This is a genomic window from Rodentibacter caecimuris (assembly GCF_001019715.1).
Taxonomy (GTDB): domain Bacteria; phylum Pseudomonadota; class Gammaproteobacteria; order Enterobacterales; family Pasteurellaceae; genus Rodentibacter; species Rodentibacter caecimuris.
Genome location: NZ_BBXJ01000001.1, coordinates 1,519,060 through 1,545,859, shown reverse-complemented (window position 1 = coordinate 1,545,859; position 26,800 = coordinate 1,519,060). Strand labels below are relative to the sequence as shown.

Below are 26,800 nucleotides of genomic sequence, written 5' to 3'. Positions count from 1 at the left end.
GCTTTGTTGTCAATTACACCGCTAAATCCACTTGATCGCCTTTGGTTTGTAGCCAATTTTTTCGATCTTCGGAACGTTTTTTCGCTAAAAGCATATCCATTAATTCTAGGGTTTCCGCCCCTTGTTCTTCATCGAAATGATAGGTTAATTGCACCAAACGACGGGTATTCGGATCCATGGTGGTTTCCCGTAATTGAGAAGGATTCATTTCGCCTAACCCTTTAAAACGTTGCACGTTTGGCTTACCTTTTTTGTTTTTTAGGCGATCTAAAATTGCCTCTTTTTCGCTTTCATCCAAGGCATAGAATACTTCTTTATTTAAATCAATGCGGTAAAGTGGCGGCATTGCCACATAAACATGTCCGTTTTGCACTAATTTTGGGAAATGACGTAAGAACAACGCGCAGAGCAGGGTGGCAATGTGTAAACCGTCTGAGTCCGCATCGGCGAGGATACAGACTTTGCCGTAGCGTAATTGGGATAGATCATCACTATCCGGATCGATTCCTAAGGCAACGGCAATGTCGTGAATTTCAGTGGAGCCGAGCACCTGTTCCGGTGAAACTTCCCACGTATTTAAAATTTTTCCCCGCAACGGCAAAATTGCCTGATATTCACGATCTCGGGCTTGCTTTGCTGAACCGCCCGCAGAATCGCCTTCTACTAAAAAAAGCTCGGTTTTTTCCAGATCTTGAGATCCGCAATCCGCTAATTTACCCGGTAATGCCGGGCCGCTAACGAGTTTTTTCCGCACTACTTTTTTGGCAGCTCGCAAACGGCGTTGGGCAGAGCTGATCGCCATTTCGGCAAGTTTTTCCGCATCTTGTACATTTTGGTTAAGCCATAGGCTAAAGGAATCTTTTAACACACCGCTGACAAAGACCGCACTTTGGCGTGATGACAGGCGCTCTTTAGTTTGACCGGCAAATTGGGCATCTTGCATTTTTAGCGAAAGGATATAAGCACAGCGATCCCAAATATCATCGGCAGTGAGTTTTACGCCGCGAGGGAGTAAATTGCGGAATTCGCAAAATTCCCGTATCGCATCCAGTAAGCCTTGACGCAAACCATTGACATGTGTACCGCCTTGAATGGTGGGAATTAAATTTACATAGCTTTCGCCAATGAGTTCCCCTCCTTGTGGTAGCCACAATAATGCCCAGCTTACGGCTTCGTTTGTGCCTTTAAATTCACCGACAAAGGGTTTTTCAGGCAAGGTTTCTTCACCATTAACGGCTTCAATGAGATAGTCGGATAAGCCGTCTTCATACAACCACACATCTTGCGTATTATTGACTTTATCAATAAATTTGATTTCAAGTCCGGAGCAGAGAACCGCCTTGGCGCGCAATAAATGGCGCAGGCGGCTGACGGAAAATTTTGCACTGTCGAAATATTTCGGATTGGGTTTGAAATGAACGGTAGTTCCGGTAGTGCGTCTGCCGCAAGTGCCGATCACCTCAAGTTCTTCCACTTTTACGCCGTTTTCAAAGGCGATTTTATACACTTCGCCATTGCGTTTTACTTGAATATCAACCCGTTCGGAAAGGGCGTTCACCACAGAAATCCCCACACCGTGTAAGCCACCGGCAAATTCATAGTTCTTACTGGAAAATTTACCGCCCGCATGGAGTTTGGTTAAGATCACCTCTACACCGGAAACGCCTTCTGTGGGATGAATATCCACCGGCATTCCCCGACCGTTATCAATAACTTCGAGAGATTGATCGGCGTGTAAAATCACTTCAATTTTTGTTGCAAAACCGGCAAGGGCTTCGTCCACGCTATTATCAATGACCTCTTGTGCGAGGTGGTTTGGACGGGTGGTGTCGGTGTACATACCAGGGCGAATTTGCACCGGTTCGAGATCTTTTAAAACCGTAATTTCTTGAGCTGAATACTGAGTTGTCATTTTTAGGTTATTCATTAGATATAGAAAAATTGCGAGAGAGTGTATCAAAAAGTGCGGTTATTTTCGACCGCACTTTTTAGTTATATAAACTTGGATCACTTTCATTCGGGCGTGTTTTAAAACGACGATGTAGCCACATATATTGCTCTATGCCTTTCAGAATTTCTTTTTCTACCAGGCGGTTCATTCGTGTGCTAATGCTCGTTTCCTCCTCTAAATCCGTGAAATCTACCGGTGGCGAAATGCTTACCGTATAGCCGGAACCGTCTCGATTGCGAAGTGGCGCAAAGGGGATGATTTTGCTTTTCGGAGAGGATTTTAATAAATAGTAGCTGCCGGTGGTGGTACAAGCGTCGGGTACGGCAAAAAACGGCACAAATACGGCATTTTTTCGGCCATAATCGTGATCTGGCGCATACCAAATGGTTTCCCCATGGCGTAACGCTTTAATCATGCCGCGAAGATCTTTACGATCCAACATATCCTTGTTAGAACGCAAGCGTCCTTGTGTTTGTAACCAGTCCAAAAGCGGGTTGTCATTCGGGCGATATACCCCTAATCCGGGGTGATGTAACCCCACAATACGGGCACCGAGCTCTAAGGTGAGAAAATGTACCCCCACAAAAATAATGCCGTCCTGTTGATGATCTTTTAGATGATGTAGCCCCTCAATTTTCGACCACTTCTTTATGCGCGCATCAGACCAAAACCATGCCATACCGGTTTCAATAATTGCCATGCCGACGGCACGCAAATTTTCTTGTAATAGGATTTCCCGTTCATTTTCCGGCATATCGGGAAAGCAAAGCTCAAGATTGCGGCGTGTAATCGCGACACGGCGTTTGCCGATTTTTAAGTGGGAAAAAAGCCACCCCAAGCCGTTACCAATGTGGCGTAAAATCGGGTAGGGTAGGAGTAAAATTGCACGCCAAAGGGCAACGCCAAACCAGAATCCCCAATATTTAGGCGCAAGAAAAGCACGTTGAAATGTAGGGAGTTTGTTATTTTTCATTATCATTCTCCGTGAAATTGCGCGGTAGTTTAACGCAAAAATGACTTGTGGTAAAATCACGCCAATTTTTTACAAGAGAGAATAGCATGGCTCAGTATTTAGCAGAATTTAAACAGGCAAAAGTCCTTGTATTAGGCGATGTAATGCTTGATCGTTATTGGTTTGGCGCAACCAACCGAATTTCACCGGAGGCACCGGTGCCGGTGGTACGTGTGCAAGAAAATGAGGAACGTGCCGGTGGGGCGGCGAATGTCGCGATGAATATCGCTTCACTGAATGTACCGGTTCAGTTGATGGGATTAATTGGGCAGGATGAGACCGGCGCGGCGTTATCTGATTTGCTGAACGATCAACATATTGATTGTAATTTTGTGGCATTAAGCAGCCATCCGACGATTACCAAATTGCGTATTTTATCCCGTCATCAGCAGCTTTTACGCCTTGATTTTGAAGAAGATTTTAATAATGTAGATTGTCAGGATTTACTTGCTAAACTGGAAAGTGCGGTCAAAAATTACGGTGCTTTAGTGCTTTCCGATTATGGCAAAGGTACGTTAAAAGAAGTGCAAAAAATGATTCGGATTGCACGTAAAGCTAATGTGCCAGTGTTAATTGATCCGAAAGGCACGGATTTTGAGCGTTACCGTGGGGCGACCTTACTCACACCAAATATGACGGAATTTGAAGCCGTAGTGGGCAAGTGCAATACGGAAGAAGAAATCATTGAAAAAGGCTTGAAATTGATTTCAGACATCGAATTGACCGCACTTTTGATCACCCGTTCTGAAAAAGGGATGACCTTACTTCGTCCAAATCAAGAGCCTTATCATTTGCCAACGGTGGCGAAAGAAGTCTTTGATGTAACTGGCGCAGGCGATACGGTAATTAGTGTGTTGGCGACAGCTCTGGCAGATGCCCGTTCTTTTGAAGAAGCCTGTTATTTGGCGAATGTCGCCGCGGGTATTGTAGTAGGTAAATTGGGTACTTCAACAGTGTCTAATGTGGAACTTGAAAATGCGATTCATGCCCGCCCGGAAAGCGGTTTCGGTATCATGACTGAAACACAGCTCAAAGAGGTTGTCGCACAAGCGAAAGCCCGTGGTGAAAAAATTGTGATGACAAATGGCTGTTTTGATATTTTGCACCCGGGACACGTGTCTTATCTTGAAAATGCCCGTAAATTGGGGGATCGTTTAATCGTTGCGGTAAACAGTGATGAATCTGTAAAACGATTAAAAGGCGAAAGTCGCCCTATCAACAATCTTGATACCCGTATGGCTGTATTGGCAGGATTATCGTCGGTAGATTGGCTTGTTCCTTTTACGGAAGATACGCCGCAACGCTTGATTGGTGATGTATTACCGGATTTATTAGTGAAAGGCGGTGATTATAAACCGGAAGAGATTGCCGGTAGCCAAGAAGTTTGGGCAAATGGCGGGGAGGTGAAAGTGCTAAATTTTGAAAACGGTTGTTCCACCACAAATGTGATTGAGAAAATTAAATTGCTAAAAGATTAATAGAGGAAAGGTTGGAAAATTCCAACCTTTTTACTTTAATGTTTTTTTCATCATAATATCTGTTTGCGGATCGGTTCCCATCATAAAAGTATGCTTATCAAATTTGACGAAGCCGTTTTTTCGATAGAAATTTTGTGCTTTGTAATTATGCTCCCATACGCCAAGCCAGATATAATCCGCCTGATGTTGCTCGGCAAGTTTTAAGGCTTTGCGATACAAGACTTGCCCCACGCCTTTGCCGTGATATTGATTTAATACATAAATACGCTGAATTTCTACCGCACTTGGATCTTGTAATTCCGTTTGCGCTGCGCCGAAATTGACTTTGAGATAGCCGAGCATTTCTCCTTGTTGCTCTGCGACATAAAAATGCATTTCTTCATTTTTTAATTCGCTCTCAAGTTGGGTGAGATTAAAGCTATTTTCTAAATAATGTTGCATATCTTCATCGCTACAAGTGCCGACGAAAGTCTCAAAAAAAGTTTGTTTGCCTAGCGTTTGGAGCGATTCAAGATCGTTTAAGGTGAGTTTCCTAATATTTAATTGATTTTCCATTCGTAATTTAACCATTCGTTATTTTGTTGTGCGCCGAGTTTTTCGTAAAAATGCTTTCCGGCTTCATTCCAAGGAGCAACCGTCCATTTTATTTGCAGGCAACCGTGATTTTGAGCTTCTACTTTTAGGGCTTGCATTAATTTTTCACCGATTTGTTGTCCACGGTAATGTTCGTCAATATAGAGTTCTTTGAGATAAATAGCAGGGCGGTTTTGAGCGGTATAAGGCAGAAAATAATAAACGGCAATGCCAACAATATTTTCCTTATCAGCGGCAACGAGACAATAAAAATCCGGCGGATTTTTATTAAAACCACATTCTTCTACAATTTCAGGTGTAATTGCAAAGCTATCAATATAGTGTTCAAAAATGGCGAGTTCTTTCATTAAACGCCACATTTTGTTGCAATCTTGCCGTTGAGCTTTTCTAATTAGAATATTCATTGTCATCTCCTCGTTTTTGGTTAAGTTGGTGTGAAAAAATATTGAGTAACTGCTCAACCTCTGTTAAAAGTGCGGTCAATTTTTCGGGAGAATATTGCTGTTCGGTTTGCCATTCAATTTGAGTAATCTCTGAGATGATTGGCTCAATAAACATTTTGCCTTGTTCGGTCAATCCAATTTGTTTGCTGCGTTTATCTTTTTCATCGGTGATAAATTGAAGATAGCCTTTGCTATCAAGTTGTTTACAGATTGATGTAACGGTTTGTTTTGGTAAACTCCAACGTTCCCCAATGGCTGTTGGGGAAGATGTCCCATTGCGTCCAATATGGTAGAGAAAATGGAGTTCGTTTAAGGTGATGCCTCGCTGTTTCGCCCAATTTGCATAGAGAGAGGATAGTTTTGCTGAAAGATCAGAAAGTTTATCGAATTGTGTTAGCATTATTAGTCCTATTTCGGTGTTTTTGATATTTTAGTACGAAATAATATTAAATCAAGAGTATGATGGGGGATATGGTAGGTATTACTTGCTTTTACCATACACAATAGATAGAATGCCACTTCCTTGTCATCGCTGGGTTAGAGATCGGCGAATGATGTATCAACAACACTACCTTTTAGGAGTAAAAAATGTCTCTAAGTACTGAAAAAAAAGCGGCAATCGTTGCTGAATTTGGTCGCGATGCGAAAGATACCGGTTCTTCCGAAGTTCAAATCGCATTATTAACTGCACAAATCAACCACTTACAAGCTCATTTTGCAGAGCATAAAAAAGACCACCATGGTCGTCGTGGTTTATTACGTATGGTTTCTCGTCGTCGTAAACTTTTAGACTACTTAAAACGTACGGATCTTGCTTTATATCAAAGCACCATCGCACGTTTAGGTTTACGTCGCTAATTTTTATTACGATAAAAAACAATTTAGCCCTCAATTTTTGAGGGCTTTTTGTATCTACGGTATCTTGAAATAGTCGTTTTTGTGTACCTGATACATAATGCCGGAAAAAAATAAAAAGTGCGGTCGAAATTAACCGCACTTTTACTATTCGGGTTTTGCTTCTTCAATGGGGATGTTATCTAACACCTCCCATAAGCTACCACTAGGGGTTGATTGATTAGTTGGGGAAAGAGAATCTGTCGCTGAAGACGAGCAAAAACTTTGTCCTTTATTCGCCCAGACAGGAATAATTCGGCTGCTGCCGCAATCCCAACTGCCATATTGGCTAATGCCAACCCATTTTATTGCGGCGGGCTTTTGCAGTTTTAATTTTTCAATATAAACACGGTTGAGATAGTCTTTATAAATTTGTAATGCGCCGGAGGCTCCGGTGAGTTTAGTTTCTCCGTTATCATCGCGTCCCAGCCAGATGGTGCTGACATTTCGCCCGTCAATTCCAACAAACCAAGTATCTCGCGCATCATTTGTCGTTCCGGTTTTACCGGCAAGTTGAAGTCCGGCATAATCATTTTGTAGGCTGCGTGCCGTGCCGCGTTCGACTGTTTTTTGCATAGCAAATAAAGTTTGGAATGCCGCCTCTTGTGGCACCACTTGTTTAGCGCTTTTATCATGCTGATAAATCAGATTGCCTTGACGATCGGTAATACTGTCTATCGTGGTTAATTCAATCCTACCGCCTTGGTTTGCAATAGTCTGATAAAGTTTTGTTACGTCATAAGGTGAAATCGTATAAGCGCCGAGCAACATCGCAGGCACTTTAGGGATTTCTACATTATCCCAGCCCATCGCTTTTTGTGTGTCGATAACATTTTTCAAACCCACTTTCATACCAATATTCACCGTTGGGATATTTAACGAACGGGCGAGCGCATCCATCAGCATTACCGAACCGCTATATTTACGATCATAGTTACGCGGTTGCCAAGGCGGGCTCCCTTTTATATTAATTGTGATCGGTTGGTTATTAATCGGCGTGTTCAAACGGAATTGTTCGGGGTTGGAAAGTGCGGCCAAATAAATGGACGGTTTTACCAGTGAGCCAATTTGGCGTTTTGCCATTAATGCACGGTTGAAACCGGCATACTGTGTTTGTAATCCGCCTACGACCGAACGAATTTCGCCAGTGTGATAATCAGCCACAATCATCGCCCCTTCCAAATGAGGATTTTTCGTTTGTACTTGCAATTTAGAAACCGTATTTACCACGGCATTTTCCGATTGTTCTTGTTGTTTTAAATCCATTGTGGTGAAAATGCGTGCACCGAGTAAACCGGATATTTTGAGATCGCCAAGTTGGCGGCGTAAATCACTTTGTAAGGTTTGAATAAATGCCGGATATTTACGTGAAATTTGTCCTTTGGCTTGCACGCCGAGCGGGCGTTTACTGAGTAATTCATAAAGCTCGCCACCGATCATTTGATGATCCAGCATTAACTTTAATACCACATTGCGACGTTCAAGGGCATTTTGCGGGTTACGCCAAGGATTATACAGTGAAGGGCCTTTTACCATGCCCACTAGTAAGGCGATTTGATCGAGGCTAATTTCACGAATGGAACGCCCGAAATAAAATTGACTGGCAAGTTCAAAACCATGGATTTGAGTATCACCATTTTGCCCGAGGTAAATTTCATTGAGGTAGGTTTCAAGGATACGGTTTTTGTTATAACGCCAGTCTAAAATGAGGGACATTAACGCTTCATTGGCTTTGCGTATAATGGTACGTTCGCTTGATAAAAAAAGGTTTTTGACTAATTGTTGGGTTAATGTACTACCGCCTTGTACGGTTTGTCCAGCACGAATATTGGCAATTAATGCCCGAATGATCCCAATAGGATTGATCCCGCTATGTTCGTAAAAACGGCGATCCTCAGTTAAAATTAGCGCGTCAATCAATAAACGCGGGTAATTTTGTAGGGGAATCGCAAGACGATCTTCGTTGTCTGATTCCAACATCGCGATAAGTTTTGGAGCAAGGCGAAATTCATCAATAGCTTGTACTGCGACAAGATCTTCAATTCGGCTTAATTTATTGTTGCTAAAACGCAGGCGTAATACCCGTTGCGGCTCAGGTTTGTCAGGGAAAGGGAAAGCACGGCGTAGAACCACGATAGTGTCATCTTCTAATTTAAAATCGCCGGGTGCTGCAACCATCGTTGTTTGACGGTATTCGTTATCAAGCAAAATTCGAACGACTTCATCAAACGCAAGATTATCGGCGATTTTGACACGTTCAATACGGCTATATACTTCGGCCGGTAAATGCCAAATTTGCCCATCCATTTTTGAACGAATTTGCCAATCCAAATAGCCGCCATAAAATATTGCAAGGACGGTTGCTGTGAAACCGGCTTTGAGTAGAAATATCTTAAAAGCGCGACGTTTTCTTGGATTCGTCTGTTGATTTTCTTCTTGGTCGTGATTCTCTGTGGTCATAGCGGGTTATTCGATAAAATCAATATAGGCTTCAAGAAAATGAATAAAATCTTGTGTACCGCAAAAAGCGATACTTTCTTCATCATAATAATGGAAATTATCTTCTAATATTGTCTCGGATTCTATAACAAGATTATTGGCACGCACCATTACTTCGTCAGCATTGAGAAAGAGTGAGTATTCCGCACCGATTAAGCGTTTTTCTTGGTTTTCGGTTAATTGCCGTGCAGTAGAAAGTGCGGTCAAAATCGCTGTTGGATTTGACCGCACTTCAGTATTAAACCAGTTTGCAAGAGCAATATGTTCCATTGAGCATTTCGCTGAAATATTGCCTTGGTGAGAGGTAAATTGAAAATCCATGTTAAATGCTAAAAGACGAGCCACAGCCGCAAGTGCTGGTGGCGTTCGGATTATCTACGACGAAACGGGAGCCTTCCAATCCTTCGATATAATCCACCGTACCACCGATTAAGTATTGTAAACTCATTGGATCAATCACAAGCTGAACACCGGATTTTTCAATGGTTAAGTCCCCCTCGTTTACTTTTTCATCAAAGGTAAAACCATATTGGAAACCGCTGCAACCACCGCCGGTGATGTACACACGAAGTTTGAGGGCACTATTTTCTTCCTCGCTAATTAAACTTTTTACTTTATTCGCTGCCGCATCGGTAAATGTTAGCGGCACAGCAATATTATCTGTCATAATATTTCCCACTTTCCTAAATTTGAATTGGGCTATTATCCAATAACCGACTAATGCATTCAAGATTTTTCACGGAAATCGTGCTATAATCCGCACCCCGTTGTATTAAGTGAGGGAATAAAATGACTATTCCATTAAGAACCGAAAAAGAAGTGATAAAACTGCGTGAAGCTTGCAAATTGGCTTCTGACGTATTGGTGATGATTGAACCTTATGTGAAAGCCGGCGTGACAACAGGAGAATTAGATCGCATTTGTCACGAATATATGGTAAACGAACAAAAAGTCATTCCTGCCTGCTTAAATTATCATGGCTTTCCAAAAGCGACCTGTATTTCTATTAATGAGGTGGTTTGCCATGGTATTCCCAGTTCGGATAAGATTTTGAAAAACGGCGATATTGTAAACATTGATGTCACAGTGATTAAAGACGGTTATTTTGGCGATAACTCCAAAATGTATATTGTCGGCGGTGAAACCAATATACGCAGTAAAAAACTGGTGGAGGCAGCACAAGAAGCGCTCTATGTGGGATTACGTACGGTTAAACCGGGTATTCGTTTAAATGAAATTGGCAAATCGGTACAAAAATATACGGAAAGTCAAGGTTTTAGCGTAGTGCGTGAATATTGCGGTCATGGGATTGGCACGGAGTTTCATTGTGAGCCGCAAGTGTTACACTATTATGCTGATGATGGCGGCGTGATTTTAAAACCGGGTATGGTATTTACTATTGAGCCGATGATTAACGCCGGTAAGAAGGAAGTGCGGGTAATGGCAGACGGTTGGACGGTTAAAACCAAAGATCGAAGTCACTCGGCACAGTATGAACACCAGATTGTGGTAACGGAAAACGGCTGTGAAGTAATGACCATTCGTGATGAAGAAATTGCGGAAGGGCGAATCCAACGCATTATGGTGAATATTTAATTTGATGATAAAGCCTACTGTTGTGGGCTTTATTTTTATAGTGCAAGCCAAAGATAGCAAGGCAACTAAAATAATGACACTTTTTCCTTTTGAACCCCATTCGCTTTTCACTCCAAGTGCGGTCAAAATTCAACGAGAAAATCTCAAAGAATTTGAACGCGAACATTTTTCTCAGTACTCCATTTTTGAACTGATTAAAAATCGCTGTGATTTTTATGATGCCTTATTGCGAAAGTTATGGGATGAAATGGGGTTGAGCGGACAACCGCAGCTCTCGCTTATTGCTGTGGGCGGTTATGGTCGGCAAGAAACTTTTCCGCTTTCCGATTTGGATTTTTTAATCTTGACGGAACGGGAACTCAATCCTAATGAAAAAGAAAAGATCGCAAAATTTGTTCAGTTTTTATGGGATTGCGGTTTTGAAGTCGGGCATAGTGTGCGCACACTGGCGCAGTGTGACAGTGACGGTAAACAGGATATTACGATTGCGACAAATTTGCTTGAAGCAAGATTTCTTGTTGGAAATTTACCGCACTTTGAAGCGCTTTGTGAACTGGTAAAACGTGATGAGTTTTGGGCAAAAGAAGCCTTTTTTAATGCGAAAGTGCAGGAGCAGAGCGAGCGTTATCAACGTTATCATAACACTGCTTATAATCTTGAACCCGATATTAAATATAGTCCCGGAGGTTTACGGGATCTGCATTTACTATATTGGGTGGCACTGCGCCATACAGGGGCGCTAACTCTGGAGGCGATTTTACAAAGCGGTTTTATTTATCCGCAAGAATACCTACAGTTACAAGAAAGTCAGGCTTTTCTTTTTAAAGTGCGCTTTGCCTTGCATTTGATTTTAAAACGCTATGACAACCGTTTGTTGTTTGATCGACAAATTAAAGTCAGTGAATTACTTGGTTTTCAGGGCGAGGGGAATCAAGGTGTAGAAAAAATGATGAAACGGTTTTTTCAAGCGTTACACCGCATTTCGCTGATTAGTAATATATTAATTCAACATTATCGCGAGCATTTTTTATCTCCGCTTTATGATGTCTTTATTCATCAATTGGATGATGATTTTGACTTGATAAATGAACGCTTGTGTTTGCGTAAACCGGATTTATTTTTTCATCAGCCTGAGCGTATTCTCGATCTGTTTTTTTATTTAACCCAATTTGAACAAGCAACGATTCATTCTGAAACTTTACGTAAATTGCAACTTGCGCTTGAACAATTGCCGAACAAATTGTGTGAGATTCCCCCCGCACGCGAAAAGTTTTTGCGTTTGTTTAATCAGAAAAATGCCATTTCCCGTGCTTTCATTCCAATGCATCAGTACGGCGTGATCACCGCTTATCTTCCGCAATGGCAGGCAATTGAAGGGTTAATGCAATTTGATTTATTTCATATTTATACCGTGGATGAACATACTTTGCGGGTTATGTTAAAGCTGGAAAGTTTTTCCCATAAAGAAACCGAATCGGAACATCCGATTTGTTATCAAATAGTTAGCCGACTTTCTGACCGCACTTTATTGTATGTTGCCGCCTTATTTCATGATATCGCCAAAGGGCGGGGCGGGGATCATGCAGTATTAGGTGCGGCGGATGTAGCTGAATTTGCTCGATTGCATGGATTTGACCGACGGGAAATCAATACATTAAGTTGGTTGGTGGAAGCACATTTATTGATGTCGATTACCGCTCAGCGGCGTGATATTTATGATCCCGAAGTGGTGATGAATTTTGCCGAAACGGTACAAAATCAGGTTAGACTTGATTACTTAACTTGTCTCACGGTGGCGGATATTTGTGCAACCAATGGTTCACTCTGGAATAGCTGGAAACGCTCACTTTTTTCTTCTTTGTATGATTCGACTAAACAACAATTTAGCCAAGGCATGGTAGCGTTATTGGATTACTCGGAAAAATTGGAAGAGAATCGCCGTTTAGCTATGGCTATTTTGCAAGCTGATTTTCCAACTATGTCGGAAGAAAAAATTCATCAATTGTGGGCACGTTGCCCTGATGAATATTTTCTACGCAATAGCGCAAAACAAATCTCCGGGCATTCCGCATTATTGGTAGATTTTTCCGGTGAGTTATTGGTTAAGGTAACGAATCGCTTTTCTTTTGGGGGAACGGAGGTTTTCATTTATTGCCGAGATCAAGCACAGTTATTCAATAAAGTCGTCAGTACAATTGGGGTGAAAAAATTCAGTATTCACGATGCGCAAATTATTACCGCACAAGATGGTTATGTGTTTGATAGCTTTATTATTACGGAGCTTAATGGGGAGTTAGTAAAATTTGATCGTCGTCGGGAATTAGAAAATGCGTTGATTCAAGTATTACATAGTGATAAGTATCAACAACCTAGAATTTTTCCGAATCGCCAATTACAGCATTTTACGGTTAGAACAGAAGTGCGTTTTTTACACGAAAGTAAAACGGAACATACCGAAATGGAACTGGTTGCGTTAGATAAACCGGGCTTATTGGCGGAAATCAGTCAAATATTTAATGCTCTTCATTTAACTTTATTTAATGCAAAAATTACGACCGTAGGTGAAAAAGTGGAGGATTTCTTTATTTTGAGAAATCGTATGAATAAAGCCTTAACTTTAGAGGAAAGAACGCATTTACGTGAAGTAATTGAGCGGCGAATCTAAGGAAAAAGTGCGGTCAATTTTAACCGCACTTTTTTATGAATTAAGCGAGGGAGCGGAAGGCAATATCGGCAGCTTCCAATGTTTTGGCAATATCTTCATCAGTATGTGCTAAAGACATAAAGCCGGCTTCAAATGCCGAAGGGGCAAGATATACACCTAAATCCAGCATCTTATGGAAGAAAATTTTGAATTTTTCCGTATCACATTTCATGACTTCAGCATAAGAGGTTACTTCTTTTTGATCAGTAAAGAAAATACCGAACATACCGCCTACATAATTTACTACGAACGGCACATTATACTTTTCTGCCAAAGCTTTTAAACCGACACAAAGTTTTTCGGTTTTCTCGGTGAGCTTTTGTTCATTTCCTGCTTTTTTTAATTCATTTAAACAAGCTAAGCCTGCCGCCATAGCAATAGGATTGCCGGAAAGCGTACCGGCTTGGTAAACCGGACCGGTTGGTGCGAGGTATTCCATTACTGCTTTTTTGCCACCTACGGCACCCACCGGCATACCTCCGCCAATGACTTTGCCTAGTGTGGTCAGATCCGGTGTTACGCCGTAGTAAGATTGAGCACCGGCAAGCGCTACGCGAAAACCGGTCATGACTTCATCAATAATGAAAAGTGCGCCATAGTTGTCGCAAAGTTCACGTAATCCTTGCAAGAAACCGGCTTTTGGCGGAATACAATTCATATTGCCTGCAACGGGTTCGATAATGACGCAAGCAATGCTATCAGGAAATTGTTCAAATAATTGCTTTACAGAATCTAAATTGTTGTATTCCGCCGTGAGCGTATGTTTAGCAAAATCTTCCGGAACCCCGGGAGAACTTGGTTGTCCCAGTGTTAATGCACCGGAACCGGCTTTGACTAAAAGTGAGTCGGAATGACCGTGGTAACAACCTTCAAATTTTAAAATTTTATCACGTCCGGTGTAGCCGCGGGCAAGGCGAATGGCGGTCATCGTGGCTTCAGTGCCTGAACTCACCATTCTGACCATTTCAATAGAGGGCATTAGTTGGCAAACCAGTTCGGCAAGATCAATTTCGGAAGGAGTTGGCGCACCGAAACTCAATCCGTTTTCAGCCGCTTTCAATACGGCATTTAAAATAGTGGGATGGTTATGCCCCAGAATCATAGGCCCCCAAGAGCCAACATAATCAATATATGGTTTATTATCCGTATCATAAATATAAGCACCTTGTGCTTTCTGAATAAATATTGGTGTTCCTCCTACTCCTTTAAAGGCACGTACAGGAGAATTGACGCCACCGGGAATAATTTGTTGTGCACGAGAAAAAAGTGCGGTTGAATTTGTCATTGTTTTTCCTTGAGTATAAAAAAGTGCTGCTATTGTACTGAAAAATACAGGCATTGTTAAAAATATCTTTCTTGCTAAATTTTCCTTATGTTATCCTTTACAAAAATTATAAAGGTCAATCTATGTTAAGTCTTATTGTTACTTTTCTTGGCGCATTTCTGACCTTAATGGTAATGCGCCCTATTGCGAATAAAATCGGTTTGGTCGATAAACCGAATTACCGCAAACGTCACCAAGGCGCAATTCCATTAATTGGCGGTGTATCTCTTTTTATGGGAAACCTCTGTTATTACTTAATGGAGTGGGATCAACTTCGTCTTCCTTATTTGTACTTATTTAGTATTTTTGTATTGCTTGCGATTGGTATTTTAGACGATCGCTTTGATATTAGCCCATTTCTACGGGCAGGAATTCAATCTTTATTGGCTATTTTGATGATTGATTTAGGGAATGTCTATCTTGATCATTTTGGACAAATTTTAGGACCTTTCCAATTAACGCTTGGCTCTATCGGGTTGGTTATTACTGTGTTTGCAACCATTGCAATTATTAATGCTTTTAATATGATTGACGGTATTGATGGTTTGCTTGGTGGTTTGTCCTGTGTCTCTTTTGCCGCAATTGGTATTTTAATGTTTCGTGATGGGCAAATGGATATGGCGCATTGGAGTTTTGCTTTAATTGCTGCAATGCTACCTTACCTCATGTTAAACCTAGGGATTCCGTTGGGGACAAAATATAAGGTGTTTATGGGGGATGCGGGGAGTACATTAATTGGCTTTACGATTATTTGGATTTTGCTTCTAAGTACGCAAGGTAAAGGTCATCCGATGAATCCGGTGACCGCACTTTGGATTATTGCGATTCCACTCATTGATATGGTATCCATCATCTATCGCCGTTTACGCAAAGGGAAAAGCCCTTTTCGTCCCGACCGATTACATGTTCATCATCTGATGGTACGAGCAGGTTTGAATTCCCGTCAGGCATTTTTGTTGATTACATTTTTTGCTGCGGTTTGTGCTGCAATTGGAATTTTAGGAGAAGTGTATTACGTAAATGAATGGATAATGTTTATTGGCTTTATTATTTTATTTTTTCTTTATGCTTATTCGATTACAAAAGCATGGAAAATAACCCGCTGGATAAGAAGAACAAAGCGTAGAGCGAGAAGAAATAAAGGATAAATTTATTCTTTTTCGTTTATTTAAAACTAAAATATAAACAGAAAATTTATAAAATCTATGCAAATTGCACAAAAAATTATCTTTCAAAAAAAAATTACAAAAAAGTGCTAGACAAGGTATTCTGAAATCATTAATATACGCCCCGCAACGACGCAGCAACGCGTTCGTAGCTCAGTTGGATAGAGCGTTGGCCTCCGGAGCCAAAGGTCGCAAGTTCGAATCTTGTCGAGCGCGCCAGAGTCAATGCAATCTTCAATGGTGGCTATAGCTCAGTTGGTAGAGCCCTGGATTGTGATTCCAGTTGTCGTGGGTTCGAATCCCATTAGCCACCCCATCTTTTTATAAGATTTTATCGGCGAGTAGCGCAGCTTGGTAGCGCAACTGGTTTGGGACCAGTGGGTCGTAGGTTCAAATCCTATCTCGCCGACCATTTTTGCTCTTTAACAACGAATCAGACAATCTGTGTGGGCACTTGTTAATAGACTTGTTAAAATATTTTTAATTTTGAAGTCTTAATAGGTGCTTAAACTAGAAATTCATTATTACTTTTATAGTAGTGTTTATTAATAGCTAAGCAGTTTATTGAGCGATTGAACTTTGAATTGAAGAGTTTGATCATGGCTCAGATTGAACGCTGGCGGCAGGCTTAACACATGCAAGTCGAACGGTAGCAGGAAGGAAGCTTGCTTTCTTTGCTGACGAGTGGCGGACGGGTGAGTAATGCTTGGGAATCTGGCTTATGGAGGGGGATAACTGCGGGAAACTGCAGCTAATACCGCGTAAAGTCTTTGGACTAAAGGGGGCGTTTGCTCTTGCCATAAGATGAGCCCAAGTGGGATTAGGTAGTTGGTGGGGTAATGGCTCACCAAGCCGTCGATCTCTAGCTGGTCTGAGAGGATGACCAGCCACACCGGGACTGAGACACGGCCCGGACTCCTACGGGAGGCAGCAGTGGGGAATATTGCGCAATGGGGGGAACCCTGACGCAGCCATGCCGCGTGAATGAAGAAGGCCTTCGGGTTGTAAAGTTCTTTCGGTGATGAGGAAGGCAGTTTGGTTAATAGCCAAGCTGATTGACGTTAGTCACAGAAGAAGCACCGGCTAACTCCGTGCCAGCAGCCGCGGTAATACGGAGGGTGCGAGCGTTAATCGGAATAACTGGGCGTAAAGGGCACGCAGGCGGATTTTTAAGTGAGGTGTGAAAGCCCTGGGCTTAACCTGGGAATTGCATTTCAGACTGGGAATCTAGAGTACTTTAGGGAGGGGTAGAATTCCACGTGTAGCGGTGAAATGCGTAGAGATGTGGAGGAATACCGAAGGCGAAGGCAGCCCCTTGGGAATGTACTGACGCTCATGTGCGAAAGCGTGGGGAGCAAACAGGATTAGATACCCTGGTAGTCCACGCTGTAAACGCTGTCGATTTGGGGGTTGGGGTTTAACTCTGACGCCCGTAGCTAACGTGATAAATCGACCGCCTGGGGAGTACGGCCGCAAGGTTAAAACTCAAATGAATTGACGGGGGCCCGCACAAGCGGTGGAGCATGTGGTTTAATTCGATGCAACGCGAAGAACCTTACCTACTCTTGACATCCAGAGAATCCTGTAGAGATACGGGAGTGCCTTCGGGAGCTTTGAGACAGGTGCTGCATGGCTGTCGTCAGCTCGTGTTGTGAAATGTTGGGTTAAGTCCCGCAACGAGCGCAACCCTTATCCTTTGTTGCCAGCGATACGGTCGGGAACTCAAAGGAGACTGCCGGTGATAAACCGGAGGAAGGTGGGGATGACGTCAAGTCATCATGGCCCTTACGAGTAGGGCTACACACGTGCTACAATGGCGTATACAGAGGGAGGCGAAGCAGCGATGTGGAGCGAATCTCACAAAGTACGTCTAAGTCCGGATTGGAGTCTGCAACTCGACTCCATGAAGTCGGAATCGCTAGTAATCGCGAATCAGAATGTCGCGGTGAATACGTTCCCGGGCCTTGTACACACCGCCCGTCACACCATGGGAGTGGGTTGTACCAGAAGTAGATAGCTTAACCGTAAGGGGGGCGTTTACCACGGTATGATTCATGACTGGGGTGAAGTCGTAACAAGGTAACCGTAGGGGAACCTGCGGTTGGATCACCTCCTTACCGAACGAGCTATAGTAAGTGTCCACACAGATTGGCTGATATGTTGTAAACAACGTAGTGAAGAGTCCGTGACTTAAGAGCAACATCTAATTGACTCAAATAGTCTGCGTAAAGATAAGTAAAAGGGTATCTTTTATTGTTGTCCCCATCGTCTAGAGGCCTAGGACATCGCCCTTTCACGGCGGTAACCGGGGTTCGAATCCCCGTGGGGACGCCAATGAAAGATAACTTTAACGAATTATCTTCTGTTCTTTAAAAAATTGGAAACAAGCTGAAAACTGAAGAGACTTTTAAGTTCCGAAAGGAATAGAGGAAGTCTGAGTAGAAAAATCTTGACTGAAAAAAGGCAGTCAAGTGTTTAGTTGAATTAAAGATTCGCTTCAAGATGTAGGCCTGACTGAGTAGGCAGGCTGAAAACATTTGAGGTTGTATAGTTAAGTGACTAAGCGTACAAGGTGGATGCCTTGGCAATCAGAGGCGATGAAGGACGTGCTAATCTGCGAAAAGCTTGGATGAGTTGATAAGAAGCGTTTAATCCAAGATATCCGAATGGGGAAACCCGATGGATGAAGAATCCATCATTTCATTATGAATTCATAGTAATGAAAAGCAAACCGGGAGAACTGAAACATCTAAGTACCCCGAGGAAAAGAAATCAACCGAGATTCCGTGAGTAGCGGCGAGCGAAGGCGGAAGAGCCAGTAAGTGATAGTCAGTGTGTTAGGAGAATGAGCTGGGAAGCTCAACCGTAGGGGGTGATAGTCCCGTATCTTAAAACACGCTGACGGTACTAAGCTTACGATAAGTAGGGCGGGACACGTGATATCCTGTCTGAAGATGGGGGGACCATCCTCCAAGGCTAAATACTCCTGATTGACCGATAGTGAACCAGTACTGTGAAGGAAAGGCGAAAAGAACCCCGGCGAGGGGAGTGAAATAGAACCTGAAACCTTGTACGTACAAGCAGTGGGAGCCTGAAAGGGTGACTGCGTACCTTTTGTATAATGGGTCAGCGACTTATATTTTGTAGCAAGGTTAACCGAATAGGGAAGCCGAAGGGAAACCGAGTCTTAACTGGGCGATTAGTTGCAAGGTATAGACCCGAAACCCGGTGATCTAGCCATGGGCAGGTTGAAGGTTGGGTAACACTAACTGGAGGACCGAACCGACTAATGTTGAAAAATTAGCGGATGACTTGTGGCTGGGGGTGAAAGGCCAATCAAACCGGGAGATAGCTGGTTCTCCCCGAAATCTATTTAGGTAGAGCCTTGAGCGGACACCTTCGGGGGTAGAGCACTGTTTCGGCTAGGGGGCCATCCCGGCTTACCAACCCGATGCAAACTGCGAATACCGAAGAGTGATACTCAGGAGACACACGGCGGGTGCTAACGTCCGTCGTGGAGAGGGAAACAACCCAGACCGCCAGCTAAGGTCCCAAAGTGTATGTTAAGTGGGAAACGAAGTGGGAAGGCTTAGACAGCTAGGATGTTGGCTTAGAAGCAGCCACCATTTAAAGAAAGCGTAATAGCTCACTAGTCGAGTCGGCCTGCGCGGAAGATGTAACGGGGCTCAAACATAGCACCGAAGCTGCGGCATCAGGATTAATCCTGTTGGGTAGGGGAGCGTTGTGTAAGCGGATGAAGGTGTATCGGGAGGTATGCTGGACGTATCACAAGTGCGAATGCTGACATAAGTAACGATAAAACGGGTGAAAAACCCGTTCGCCGGAAGACCAAGGTTTCCTGTCCAACGTTAATCGGGGCAGGGTGAGTCGGCCCCTAAGGCGAGGCTGAAAAGCGTAGTCGATGGGAAACGGGTTAATATTCCCGTACTTGGTAAAGCTGCGATGTGGGGACGGAGCAGGTTAGGTTAGCGTGCTGTTGGATATGCACGTTTAAGTTGGTAGGTGGGGTGCTTAGGCAAATCCGGGCGCTTATTAACACCGAGAAATGATGACGAGGCCTCAAGGGGCTGAAGTAACTGATACCACACTTCCAGGAAAAGCCACTAAGCTTCAGGCTTTATTAAACCGTACTGAAAACCGACACAGGTGGTCAGGTAGAGAATACTCAGGCGCTTGAGAGAACTCGGGTGAAGGAACTAGGCAAAATAGCACCGTAACTTCGGGAGAAGGTGCGCCGGCGTAGCTTGTAGCCCCTAGCGGGTGAAGGGTGAACCGGTCGAAGATACCAGCTGGCTGCAACTGTTTATTAAAAACACAGCACTCTGCAAACACGAAAGTGGACGTATAGGGTGTGATGCCTGCCCGGTGCTGGAAGGTTAATTGATGGTGTAATCGAAAGAGAAGCTCCTGATCGAAGCCCCAGTAAACGGCGGCCGTAACTATAACGGTCCTAAGGTAGCGAAATTCCTTGTCGGGTAAGTTCCGACCTGCACGAATGGCATAATGATGGCCAGGCTGTCTCCACCCGAGACTCAGTGAAATTGAAATCGCCGTGAAGATGCGGTGTACCCGCGGCTAGACGGAAAGACCCCGTGAACCTTTACTATAGCTTGACACTGAACATTGAATTTTGATGTGTAGGATAGGTGGGAGCCTTTGAAGCGGTCACGCCAGTGATTGTGGAGGCGTCCTTGAAATACCACCCTTTAACGTTTGGTGTTCTAACGAAGATTGCGGAACGCGGTCTCGGACAGTGTCTGGTGGGTAGTTTGACTGGGGCGGTCTCCTCCCAAAGAGTAACGGAGGAGCACGAAGGTTTGCTAATGACGGTCGGACATCGTCAGGTTAGTGCAATGGTATAAGCAAGCTTAACTGCGAGACGGACAAGTCGAGCAGGTACGAAAGTAGGTCATAGTGATCCGGTGGTTCTGAATGGAAGGGCCATCGCTCAACGGATAAAAGGTACTCCGGGGATAACAGGCTGATACCGCCCAAGAGTTCATATCGACGGCGGTGTTTGGCACCTCGATGTCGGCTCATCACATCCTGGGGCTGAAGTAGGTCCCAAGGGTATGGCTGTTCGCCATTTAAAGTGGTACGCGAGCTGGGTTTAGAACGTCGTGAGACAGTTCGGTCCCTATCTGCCGTGGGCGTAGGAGAATTGAGGGGGGCTGCTCCTAGTACGAGAGGACCGGAGTGGACGCACCACTGGTGTTTCGGTTGTGTCGCCAGACGCATTGCCGAGTAGCTAAGTGCGGAAGAGATAAGTGCTGAAAGCATCTAAGCACGAAACTTGCCTCAAGATGAGTTCTCCCAGACTTAGAGTCTGTAAGGGTTGTTGGAGACGACGACGTAGATAGGTGGGGTGTGTAAGTGTAGTGATACATTGAGCTAACCCATACTAATTGCCCGAGGGGCTTAACTATACAACGCTCAAGTGTTTTTGGGCGGTTAATGTGAAGTACAACGAATTAAAGTATACCGTAATCAGTCATCAGCTTGTATCCGATAGAACAGATGAAAAAGATAAAAGAGATAAAACGAGATAAAAAGATAGAACAAGATAAAACTTGAAGAGAAGAAGTTATCGAAGAATTATCCCGGCGGCGAGAGTGCAGTGGTTCCACCTGAATCCATCCCGAACTCAGAAGTGAAATGCTGTAATGCCGATGGTAGTGTGGGGTATCCCCATGTGAGAGTAGGGCACTGCCGGATTTTAATTATATCATCCCCTGAATCGAGAGGTTCAGGGGTTTTTGTTATATGTAGAAAATGTTCTTTATACATTTTTAGTTAGCCAAAATACAGTTTTGAAAGATATCAAATTTTCATTTTCACAAATAACGTTAAAATCAACCGCACTTTACTTTTTGCGTTTCGTATGAGGATGCATGCATTCTAGTAAAAGAAAAAATAAAGTGCGGTTAAAACTTAGGACGTTTTCTATTTATTTTTGATATAAAATTTAAATGCTATCCCTCCATTTCAAAGATTATTTTTCCTGCTATCAACTTTTTTAAAGTTTAATCAATTATAAGTTTATTTTTACTGTATTTTTATTCATTAATGAAATTTGTTACACTAATGACAAATTTTAGCGGTGATATAGTTAGATTTCTTTTTTATGAGTAAAGTTACAAAAGTTTTTGCTGAAAGCGGTGCATTAAGCCAACATATTAAAGGTTTTCACCCGCGTATTGAACAGCTGGAAATGGCGCAAGCTATCGAAACAGTTTTTGCTGAAAAAAGCATATTAGTAGTAGAAGCTGGCACCGGTACAGGAAAAACTTTTGCTTATTTAGCTCCAGCATTGCTTTCCGGTAAGAAAACTATTATTTCTACCGGTTCTAAAAATCTCCAAGATCAATTATTTAATCGTGATTTACCGGCAATAAAAAAAGCATTGGGTTACACAGGAAAAACCGCTTTACTTAAAGGTCGATCTAATTATTTGTGTTTAGAGCGTTTGGAAGGCTTAATTGCGCAGGGCGTGTTGGGCGATAAATCGGTATTAGAAGATTTATTTAAAGTTCGACAGTGGAGCATTTCAAGTAAAACGGGAGATTTGACTGAGTGTGCCGATCTTGCAGAAGATAGCCCGATTTTATCCCAATTAACCAGTACGGCAGAAAATTGTCTTGGCTCAGATTGTCCAAATTATTCGGATTGTTACGTCGCACTGGCACGAAAAAAAGCGCTCAATGCAGATATTGTAGTCGTCAATCATCACTTGTTTTTTGCAGATATGGCAGTGAAAGAAAGTGGTTTTGGTGAACTTATTCCCCAAGCGGAAAATATTATTTTTGATGAGGCTCATCAATTACCTGATATTGCTAGTCAATATTTTGGACAATCTGTGAGTTCTCGACAATTTTTTGAACTTTGTAAAGATATTAGCATTGTTTACCATACGGAATTAAAAGATCTGAAACAGTTAAGCAGCGCGGCGGATACTTTACAAAAAACAGTACAAGATTTTCGTTTATTATTGGGAGAAGGAAATCTACGTAGTAATTGGCGTGAAATATTGAGGCAAAGTGCGGTCGAAAAATCATTTAAAATTCTTATTGAGAAATTATCTTTTTTGTCTGACGTAATTAAATTAGCTTTAGGACGTTCACAGACTCTGGATAATATTTTTGAACGGGTTGAGAATTTAAAAGGCAATTTACAACGTTTACAGGAAACAGATCGTGTCGGTCATTGTTATTGGTATGAGACTTTTGCTCGCCAATTTGCTCTGCATATTACTCCTTTAACAGTTGCGGATAAATTTGGTGAACAACTGAAAACCAAGCAGGCCGCTTGGATTTTCACATCCGCTACTTTAGAAGTCGGTGGGACATTTGATCATTTTTGTCATCGTTTAGGAATTGAAAATGCACGCCAGCTTATTCTACAAAGTCCGTTTAATTATACTGAACAGGCGTTATTGTGTGTACCACGCTATTTGCCAAATACAAACCAAACTAATACACAAACCGAGTTGGGTAAAATGTTGTTACCTATCATTGAAGCCAACCAAGGGAGATGTTTTGTTCTTTGTACTTCCTATGAAATGATGCGTAATTTAGCAGGGTATTTTCGTTTAAATAGCCAACTATTAGTATTGTTACAAGGAGAAATGTCGAAAACGACATTATTGGAACAATTTACGGCTAATCAAAATACAGTGTTAGTTGCTACGTCAAGCTTTTGGGAAGGGGTTGATGTGCGAGGTGATGCACTTTCTTTGGTTATTATTGATAAGCTTCCCTTTATGTCTCCTGATGAGCCTTTACTTAAAGCGCGTATTGAGGATTGCCGTTTACAAAGTGGCAATCCGTTTAATGATATCCAAATTCCTGAAGCCGTCATTACGCTAAAGCAAGGAGTGGGGCGTTTAATTCGTGATATTACGGATCGTGGTGTCGTCGTTATTTGTGATAATCGCCTTGTAATGCGTCACTATGGTGAAACATTTTTAAAAAGTTTGCCAAATTTAAGCCGTACCCGAGATCTCAACAAAGTGATACAATTCCTACAAAATAAATAATTGAGAAAAATAATGACAAATTTAACGTTATTAGCATTAGATACTTCTACTGAAGCCTGTTCTGTCGCATTGCTAAACAAGGGTGAAAAAACATATTTAAGTGAGTTGGCTCAACGGAGTCATACAAAACGTATTCTGCCGATGATAGATGAAATTCTAGCAAATTCAGGAATTCGCTTGACTCAAGTTGATGCGCTTGCTTTTGGTCGCGGCCCTGGGAGTTTTACAGGCGTTAGGGTTGGTGCAGGAATTGCACAAGGATTGGCTTTTGGCGCAAATCTACCGGTTATTCCTATTTCAAATTTAACGGCGATGGCACAGGCGGCTTTCGAATTACATCAAATGGAAAATGTTGCTGCGGCTATTGATGCGAGAATGAATGAAGTTTATTTTTCCCAACTTAAACGGGAAAAAGTGCGGTCTGATTTCGGTGAGTTTTTTCAGTGGCATGAAGTAATTACTGAGCAAGTTTGCTCGCCGGAGCAGGTTATTGCTCAATTTACCGATGAGGCGGCTTTTCGAGTAGGAACAGGTTGGAATGCTTATCCGCAATTTTCTGAAAAAAATTTTGTCGGTACGGATATTGAATTGCCCAATGCTTTCTATATGCTGGAGTTAGCCCGTGTGGATTGGTCACAAAAAAAAGTGATTTCAGCATTAGAGATAGAACCTATTTATTTACGTAATGAGGTCACCTGGAAAAAATTGCCGGGACGCGAATAATTTCCTTATAGAACGGTAGGAGGCACTTATGAGGGTAAAAGTAACACTATTTTTAACTGCATTTTCTTTCTTATTAACAGGCTGTATTACATCACCTCAAGGCTTAGAGAAAGATAGATTTTCTATTACGGATTATCGGACTATCTCTCCGCAAGATCTGAATTGTCACTGTAAAACCGTACGTTTAGGCGGGAAAATTATTCAATCGGAAATTTTACCGAATAAAACGAAAATTGAAGTATTAAGTCTGCCGATTGCTAATTATTCGGGTAAACCTATATTGGAATCACAGTCCCAAGGGCGTTTTATCGCTTATTTTGATGGTTTTGTTGATCCTGAGAATCTGAAAGATCGCTATATTACTCTAGGCGGTGTTTTATCCGGCAAAGAAGAAGGCAAAATTGAGCAGGCTAACTACTCTTATCCGGTTGTTCAAATTGAAAATTACCGCCTTTGGACATTGACTAGACATTACTACCCGTTGGATCATTGGAATGATTGGGGTTTTGGGGATTGGCGCTATCGTCCATGGCATACTGAGCCGGAAATTCGCTATTATTTAAATTAAGTGATAGAATCTGCCGTCGATTTTCCAACGATAAGGTTAATAAATGGAAAAAATTTGGTTTCAAAATTATCCGGAAGGTGCTGAAAAACATCTGGATACTTCAAAATATGAATCAATTTTAGATATATTTAATAAAGCGATTCGCGAACATCCTGATCGACCGGCATATATCAATATGGGGCAGGTTCTTACTTTTCGTAAATTAGAAGAGCGTAGTCGGGCTTTTGCGGCTTATTTGCAAAATGAATTTAAATTAAAACGAGGTGATCGTGTAGCATTAATGATGCCGAATTTGTTGCAATATCCTATTGCACTTTTTGGTATTTTACGGGCAGGTTTAATCGCAGTGAATGTTAATCCGCTTTATACTCCGCGTGAACTTGAACATCAATTACAAGATAGCAGTGCGGTAGCGATAGTGGTTGTTTCAAATTTTGCTTCGACGCTTGAGAAAGTCGTTTTTAACACTGATATAAAACACGTCATTTTAACCCGAATGGGTGATCAACTTTCCTTTGGTAAGCGTACATTAGTTAATTTTGTGGTGAAATACATCAAAAAATTAGTACCAAAGTATAAATTACCTGATGCCGTTACTTTCCGTGAAGTATTAAGTATTGGTAAACATCGTCAATATATTCAACCTGAAGTGAGACGCAATGATCTGGCTTTCCTACAATATACGGGGGGAACAACCGGTGTAGCGAAAGGGGCGATGCTTTCCCATGGAAACATTATTACCAATGTTTTCCAAGCAAAATGGATCGCAGAACCTTTCATCGGCGATCATGCTCGTGCCCGATCGGCTATTCTTGCCTTACCGCTTTATCATGTTTTTGCTTTAACCGTGAACTGTTTACTTTTCCTTGAACTTGGTGTTACGGCTATTTTGATTACAAATCCACGTGATGTTGATGGTTTTGTCAAAGAGTTAAAAAAATATCGCTTTGAAGCCATTACAGGAGTGAATACGCTATTTAATGCACTATTAAATAATGAAAATTTCAAAGAAGTTGATTTTTCGGCATTAAAACTTTCTGTTGGCGGTGGTATGGCTATTCAGCAATCCGTTGCTACTCGTTGGCACGATTTAACCGGTTGTAACATTATTGAAGGCTATGGTATGACGGAATGCTCACCTCTTATTGCCGCTTGTCCGGTAAATGTTGTGAAACATAACGGGACTATCGGCGTGCCTGTGCCAAATACGGATGTAAAAATTATCAAAGATGATGGTTCAGAGGCGAAAATCGGTGAGGCGGGAGAGCTATGGGTAAAAGGCGAGCAAGTCATGCAAGGTTACTGGCAGCGTCCTGAAGCAACGAATGAAGTATTGAAAGATGGCTGGATGGCAACCGGCGATATTGTCATTATGGATGAAAGCTATAGTTTACGTATTGTGGATCGCAAAAAAGATATGATCTTAGTTTCCGGTTTTAATGTCTATCCGAATGAAATTGAAGATGTTGTCATGCTTAATTATAAAGTTGCGGAGGCTGTGGCAATTGGCGTACCGAACGAAATTTCAGGCGAAACCATTAAAATTTTTGTAGTGAAAAAAGACGAAAGTCTTACGCGTGATGAACTTCGTCAGCATTGTCGTCAGCATTTGACCGGCTACAAAGTGCCGAAAGAAATTGAGTTTCGAGATGAATTACCTAAAACAAATGTTGGAAAAATATTACGCCGAATATTACGAGATGAAGAAATTGCTAACCGACCAACACACTAAGTTTCATCATTTAATCATGGGATAGTAATATCCCATTTTTGTTTTTTTAATCTAAGAGAT

Annotated in this window: 18 protein-coding genes, 4 tRNA genes and 3 rRNA genes; 16 read left to right on the top strand and 9 right to left on the bottom strand. The window is 42.3% G+C overall.

Annotated features, from left to right (window positions below; all coding sequences use genetic code 11):
• Window positions 1-13: 13 nt before the first annotated feature.
• The gene (gene parE, locus PNEUHYL_RS07620) at window positions 14-1,912 is read right to left on the bottom strand and encodes a DNA topoisomerase IV subunit B (protein WP_059366769.1); all 1,899 of its coding nucleotides are present in this window, start codon (window positions 1,910-1,912) and stop codon (window positions 14-16) included.
• Between the two features lie 76 nt (window positions 1,913-1,988).
• Window positions 1,989-2,924: a Kdo(2)-lipid IV(A) acyltransferase gene (locus PNEUHYL_RS07615; RefSeq protein ID WP_059366767.1), complete on the bottom strand. Its 936-nt coding sequence runs from the start codon at window positions 2,922-2,924 to the stop codon at window positions 1,989-1,991.
• Window positions 2,925-3,010: 86 nt separating this feature from the next.
• Here PNEUHYL_RS07615 and hldE point away from each other — a divergent pair, with 86 nt between their 5' ends.
• Window positions 3,011-4,441, top strand: coding sequence for a bifunctional D-glycero-beta-D-manno-heptose-7-phosphate kinase/D-glycero-beta-D-manno-heptose 1-phosphate adenylyltransferase HldE (gene hldE, locus PNEUHYL_RS07610; RefSeq protein ID WP_059366765.1), 1,431 nt, complete (start codon window positions 3,011-3,013; stop codon window positions 4,439-4,441).
• 30 nt (window positions 4,442-4,471) lie between these two features.
• Here the strand turns inward: hldE and PNEUHYL_RS07605 are convergent, their stop codons facing one another.
• The 3 genes from PNEUHYL_RS07605 to PNEUHYL_RS07595 are packed head-to-tail and all read right to left on the bottom strand — an operon-like array spanning window position 4,472 to window position 5,878.
• The gene (locus PNEUHYL_RS07605) at window positions 4,472-4,996 is read right to left on the bottom strand and encodes a GNAT family N-acetyltransferase (protein ID WP_059366763.1); all 525 of its coding nucleotides are present in this window, start codon (window positions 4,994-4,996) and stop codon (window positions 4,472-4,474) included.
• Window positions 4,981-5,439: a GNAT family N-acetyltransferase gene (locus PNEUHYL_RS07600; protein WP_059366761.1), complete on the bottom strand. Its 459-nt coding sequence runs from the start codon at window positions 5,437-5,439 to the stop codon at window positions 4,981-4,983. Before PNEUHYL_RS07600 ends, PNEUHYL_RS07605 begins: the two co-directional genes overlap by 16 nt.
• Entirely contained in the window at window positions 5,423-5,878 is a 456-nt protein-coding gene (locus PNEUHYL_RS07595; RefSeq protein ID WP_059366760.1) for a MarR family winged helix-turn-helix transcriptional regulator, read from the bottom strand. Before PNEUHYL_RS07595 ends, PNEUHYL_RS07600 begins: the two co-directional genes overlap by 17 nt.
• Window positions 5,879-6,066: 188 nt before the next feature.
• On the opposite strand from PNEUHYL_RS07595, the gene rpsO reads away from it, so the two are divergent.
• Window positions 6,067-6,336, top strand: coding sequence for a 30S ribosomal protein S15 (gene rpsO / locus PNEUHYL_RS07590; protein ID WP_005628925.1), 270 nt, complete (start codon window positions 6,067-6,069; stop codon window positions 6,334-6,336).
• A gap of 144 nt (window positions 6,337-6,480) precedes the next feature.
• On the opposite strand, the gene mrcB is transcribed toward rpsO, so the two are convergent.
• From mrcB to erpA, 3 genes are read right to left on the bottom strand one after another with little or no spacing between them, the layout of a single operon-like run.
• The gene (gene mrcB / locus PNEUHYL_RS07585) at window positions 6,481-8,832 is read right to left on the bottom strand and encodes a penicillin-binding protein 1B (protein ID WP_059366758.1); all 2,352 of its coding nucleotides are present in this window, start codon (window positions 8,830-8,832) and stop codon (window positions 6,481-6,483) included.
• A 6-nt stretch (window positions 8,833-8,838) separates the two neighbouring features.
• On the bottom strand, window positions 8,839-9,192 hold the full coding sequence (locus PNEUHYL_RS07580; protein WP_059366757.1) for a YacL family protein: 354 nt from the start codon (window positions 9,190-9,192) through the stop codon (window positions 8,839-8,841).
• 1 nt (window position 9,193) lies between these two features.
• Complete coding sequence (gene erpA / locus PNEUHYL_RS07575) at window positions 9,194-9,538, bottom strand: iron-sulfur cluster insertion protein ErpA (RefSeq protein WP_059366753.1); 345 nt, start codon at window positions 9,536-9,538, stop codon at window positions 9,194-9,196.
• Window positions 9,539-9,660: 122 nt separating this feature from the next.
• Here erpA and map point away from each other — a divergent pair, with 122 nt between their 5' ends.
• Window positions 9,661-10,467: a type I methionyl aminopeptidase gene (gene map / locus PNEUHYL_RS07570; RefSeq protein ID WP_059366751.1), complete on the top strand. Its 807-nt coding sequence runs from the start codon at window positions 9,661-9,663 to the stop codon at window positions 10,465-10,467.
• Between the two features lie 73 nt (window positions 10,468-10,540).
• Window positions 10,541-13,132 (top strand): bifunctional uridylyltransferase/uridylyl-removing protein GlnD, encoded by a 2,592-nt coding sequence (gene glnD / locus PNEUHYL_RS07565; RefSeq protein WP_059366747.1) that lies wholly within the window; start codon window positions 10,541-10,543, stop codon window positions 13,130-13,132.
• Between the two features lie 40 nt (window positions 13,133-13,172).
• On the opposite strand, the gene hemL is transcribed toward glnD, so the two are convergent.
• The gene (hemL, locus tag PNEUHYL_RS07560; RefSeq protein ID WP_059366745.1) at window positions 13,173-14,456 is read right to left on the bottom strand and encodes a glutamate-1-semialdehyde 2,1-aminomutase; all 1,284 of its coding nucleotides are present in this window, start codon (window positions 14,454-14,456) and stop codon (window positions 13,173-13,175) included.
• A gap of 122 nt (window positions 14,457-14,578) precedes the next feature.
• Here hemL and wecA point away from each other — a divergent pair, with 122 nt between their 5' ends.
• The 12 genes from wecA (at window position 14,579) to fadD (ending at window position 26,740) form a co-directional block, all read left to right on the top strand.
• Window positions 14,579-15,643, top strand: coding sequence for a UDP-N-acetylglucosamine--undecaprenyl-phosphate N-acetylglucosaminephosphotransferase (gene wecA / locus PNEUHYL_RS07555; RefSeq protein WP_059366743.1), 1,065 nt, complete (start codon window positions 14,579-14,581; stop codon window positions 15,641-15,643).
• A 160-nt stretch (window positions 15,644-15,803) separates the two neighbouring features.
• Window positions 15,804-15,880 (top strand) — tRNA-Arg (locus PNEUHYL_RS07550).
• 21 nt (window positions 15,881-15,901) lie between these two features.
• Window positions 15,902-15,977, top strand: a tRNA-His gene (locus tag PNEUHYL_RS07545).
• A gap of 19 nt (window positions 15,978-15,996) precedes the next feature.
• Window positions 15,997-16,073: transfer RNA gene (locus PNEUHYL_RS07540), tRNA-Pro, on the top strand.
• A gap of 169 nt (window positions 16,074-16,242) precedes the next feature.
• Window positions 16,243-17,778, top strand: a 16S ribosomal RNA gene (locus PNEUHYL_RS07535).
• Window positions 17,779-17,919: 141 nt separating this feature from the next.
• A tRNA-Glu gene (locus PNEUHYL_RS07530) sits at window positions 17,920-17,995 on the top strand.
• A 215-nt stretch (window positions 17,996-18,210) separates the two neighbouring features.
• A 23S ribosomal RNA gene (locus PNEUHYL_RS07525) occupies window positions 18,211-21,108 on the top strand.
• A gap of 173 nt (window positions 21,109-21,281) precedes the next feature.
• Window positions 21,282-21,397 (top strand): 5S ribosomal RNA (gene rrf, locus PNEUHYL_RS07520).
• Together the 16S, 23S and 5S rRNA genes with 4 tRNA genes alongside form the textbook arrangement of a ribosomal RNA operon.
• 409 nt (window positions 21,398-21,806) lie before the next feature.
• Window positions 21,807-23,717: a DNA repair helicase YoaA gene (locus PNEUHYL_RS07515; protein ID WP_059366740.1), complete on the top strand. Its 1,911-nt coding sequence runs from the start codon at window positions 21,807-21,809 to the stop codon at window positions 23,715-23,717.
• A gap of 12 nt (window positions 23,718-23,729) precedes the next feature.
• The gene (gene tsaB, locus PNEUHYL_RS07510) at window positions 23,730-24,440 is read left to right on the top strand and encodes a tRNA (adenosine(37)-N6)-threonylcarbamoyltransferase complex dimerization subunit type 1 TsaB (protein WP_059366738.1); all 711 of its coding nucleotides are present in this window, start codon (window positions 23,730-23,732) and stop codon (window positions 24,438-24,440) included.
• Window positions 24,441-24,468: 28 nt separating this feature from the next.
• Window positions 24,469-25,008, top strand: a complete 540-nt coding sequence (locus PNEUHYL_RS07505; protein ID WP_059366736.1) for a Slp family lipoprotein — start codon at window positions 24,469-24,471, stop codon at window positions 25,006-25,008.
• A gap of 43 nt (window positions 25,009-25,051) precedes the next feature.
• Window positions 25,052-26,740 (top strand): long-chain-fatty-acid--CoA ligase FadD, encoded by a 1,689-nt coding sequence (fadD, locus tag PNEUHYL_RS07500; protein WP_059366734.1) that lies wholly within the window; start codon window positions 25,052-25,054, stop codon window positions 26,738-26,740.
• Window positions 26,741-26,800: the final 60 nt, after the last annotated feature.

Excerpts from the sequence above, each read along its gene's own strand:
- parE (WP_059366769.1), bottom strand. The coding sequence starts at position 1,912 with ATGACAACTCAGTATTCAGCTCAAGAAATTACGGTTTTAAAAGATCTC.
- PNEUHYL_RS07615 (WP_059366767.1), bottom strand. The coding sequence starts at position 2,924 with ATGAAAAATAACAAACTCCCTACATTTCAACGTGCTTTTCTTGCGCCT.
- hldE (WP_059366765.1), top strand. The coding sequence starts at position 3,011 with ATGGCTCAGTATTTAGCAGAATTTAAACAGGCAAAAGTCCTTGTATTA.
- PNEUHYL_RS07605 (WP_059366763.1), bottom strand. The coding sequence starts at position 4,996 with ATGGAAAATCAATTAAATATTAGGAAACTCACCTTAAACGATCTTGAA.
- PNEUHYL_RS07600 (WP_059366761.1), bottom strand. The coding sequence starts at position 5,439 with ATGAATATTCTAATTAGAAAAGCTCAACGGCAAGATTGCAACAAAATG.
- PNEUHYL_RS07595 (WP_059366760.1), bottom strand. The coding sequence starts at position 5,878 with ATGCTAACACAATTCGATAAACTTTCTGATCTTTCAGCAAAACTATCC.
- rpsO (WP_005628925.1), top strand. The coding sequence starts at position 6,067 with ATGTCTCTAAGTACTGAAAAAAAAGCGGCAATCGTTGCTGAATTTGGT.
- mrcB (WP_059366758.1), bottom strand. The coding sequence starts at position 8,832 with ATGACCACAGAGAATCACGACCAAGAAGAAAATCAACAGACGAATCCA.
- PNEUHYL_RS07580 (WP_059366757.1), bottom strand. The coding sequence starts at position 9,192 with ATGGATTTTCAATTTACCTCTCACCAAGGCAATATTTCAGCGAAATGC.
- erpA (WP_059366753.1), bottom strand. The coding sequence starts at position 9,538 with ATGACAGATAATATTGCTGTGCCGCTAACATTTACCGATGCGGCAGCG.
- map (WP_059366751.1), top strand. The coding sequence starts at position 9,661 with ATGACTATTCCATTAAGAACCGAAAAAGAAGTGATAAAACTGCGTGAA.
- glnD (WP_059366747.1), top strand. The coding sequence starts at position 10,541 with ATGACACTTTTTCCTTTTGAACCCCATTCGCTTTTCACTCCAAGTGCG.
- hemL (WP_059366745.1), bottom strand. The coding sequence starts at position 14,456 with ATGACAAATTCAACCGCACTTTTTTCTCGTGCACAACAAATTATTCCC.
- wecA (WP_059366743.1), top strand. The coding sequence starts at position 14,579 with ATGTTAAGTCTTATTGTTACTTTTCTTGGCGCATTTCTGACCTTAATG.
- PNEUHYL_RS07515 (WP_059366740.1), top strand. The coding sequence starts at position 21,807 with ATGAGTAAAGTTACAAAAGTTTTTGCTGAAAGCGGTGCATTAAGCCAA.
- tsaB (WP_059366738.1), top strand. The coding sequence starts at position 23,730 with ATGACAAATTTAACGTTATTAGCATTAGATACTTCTACTGAAGCCTGT.
- PNEUHYL_RS07505 (WP_059366736.1), top strand. The coding sequence starts at position 24,469 with ATGAGGGTAAAAGTAACACTATTTTTAACTGCATTTTCTTTCTTATTA.
- fadD (WP_059366734.1), top strand. The coding sequence starts at position 25,052 with ATGGAAAAAATTTGGTTTCAAAATTATCCGGAAGGTGCTGAAAAACAT.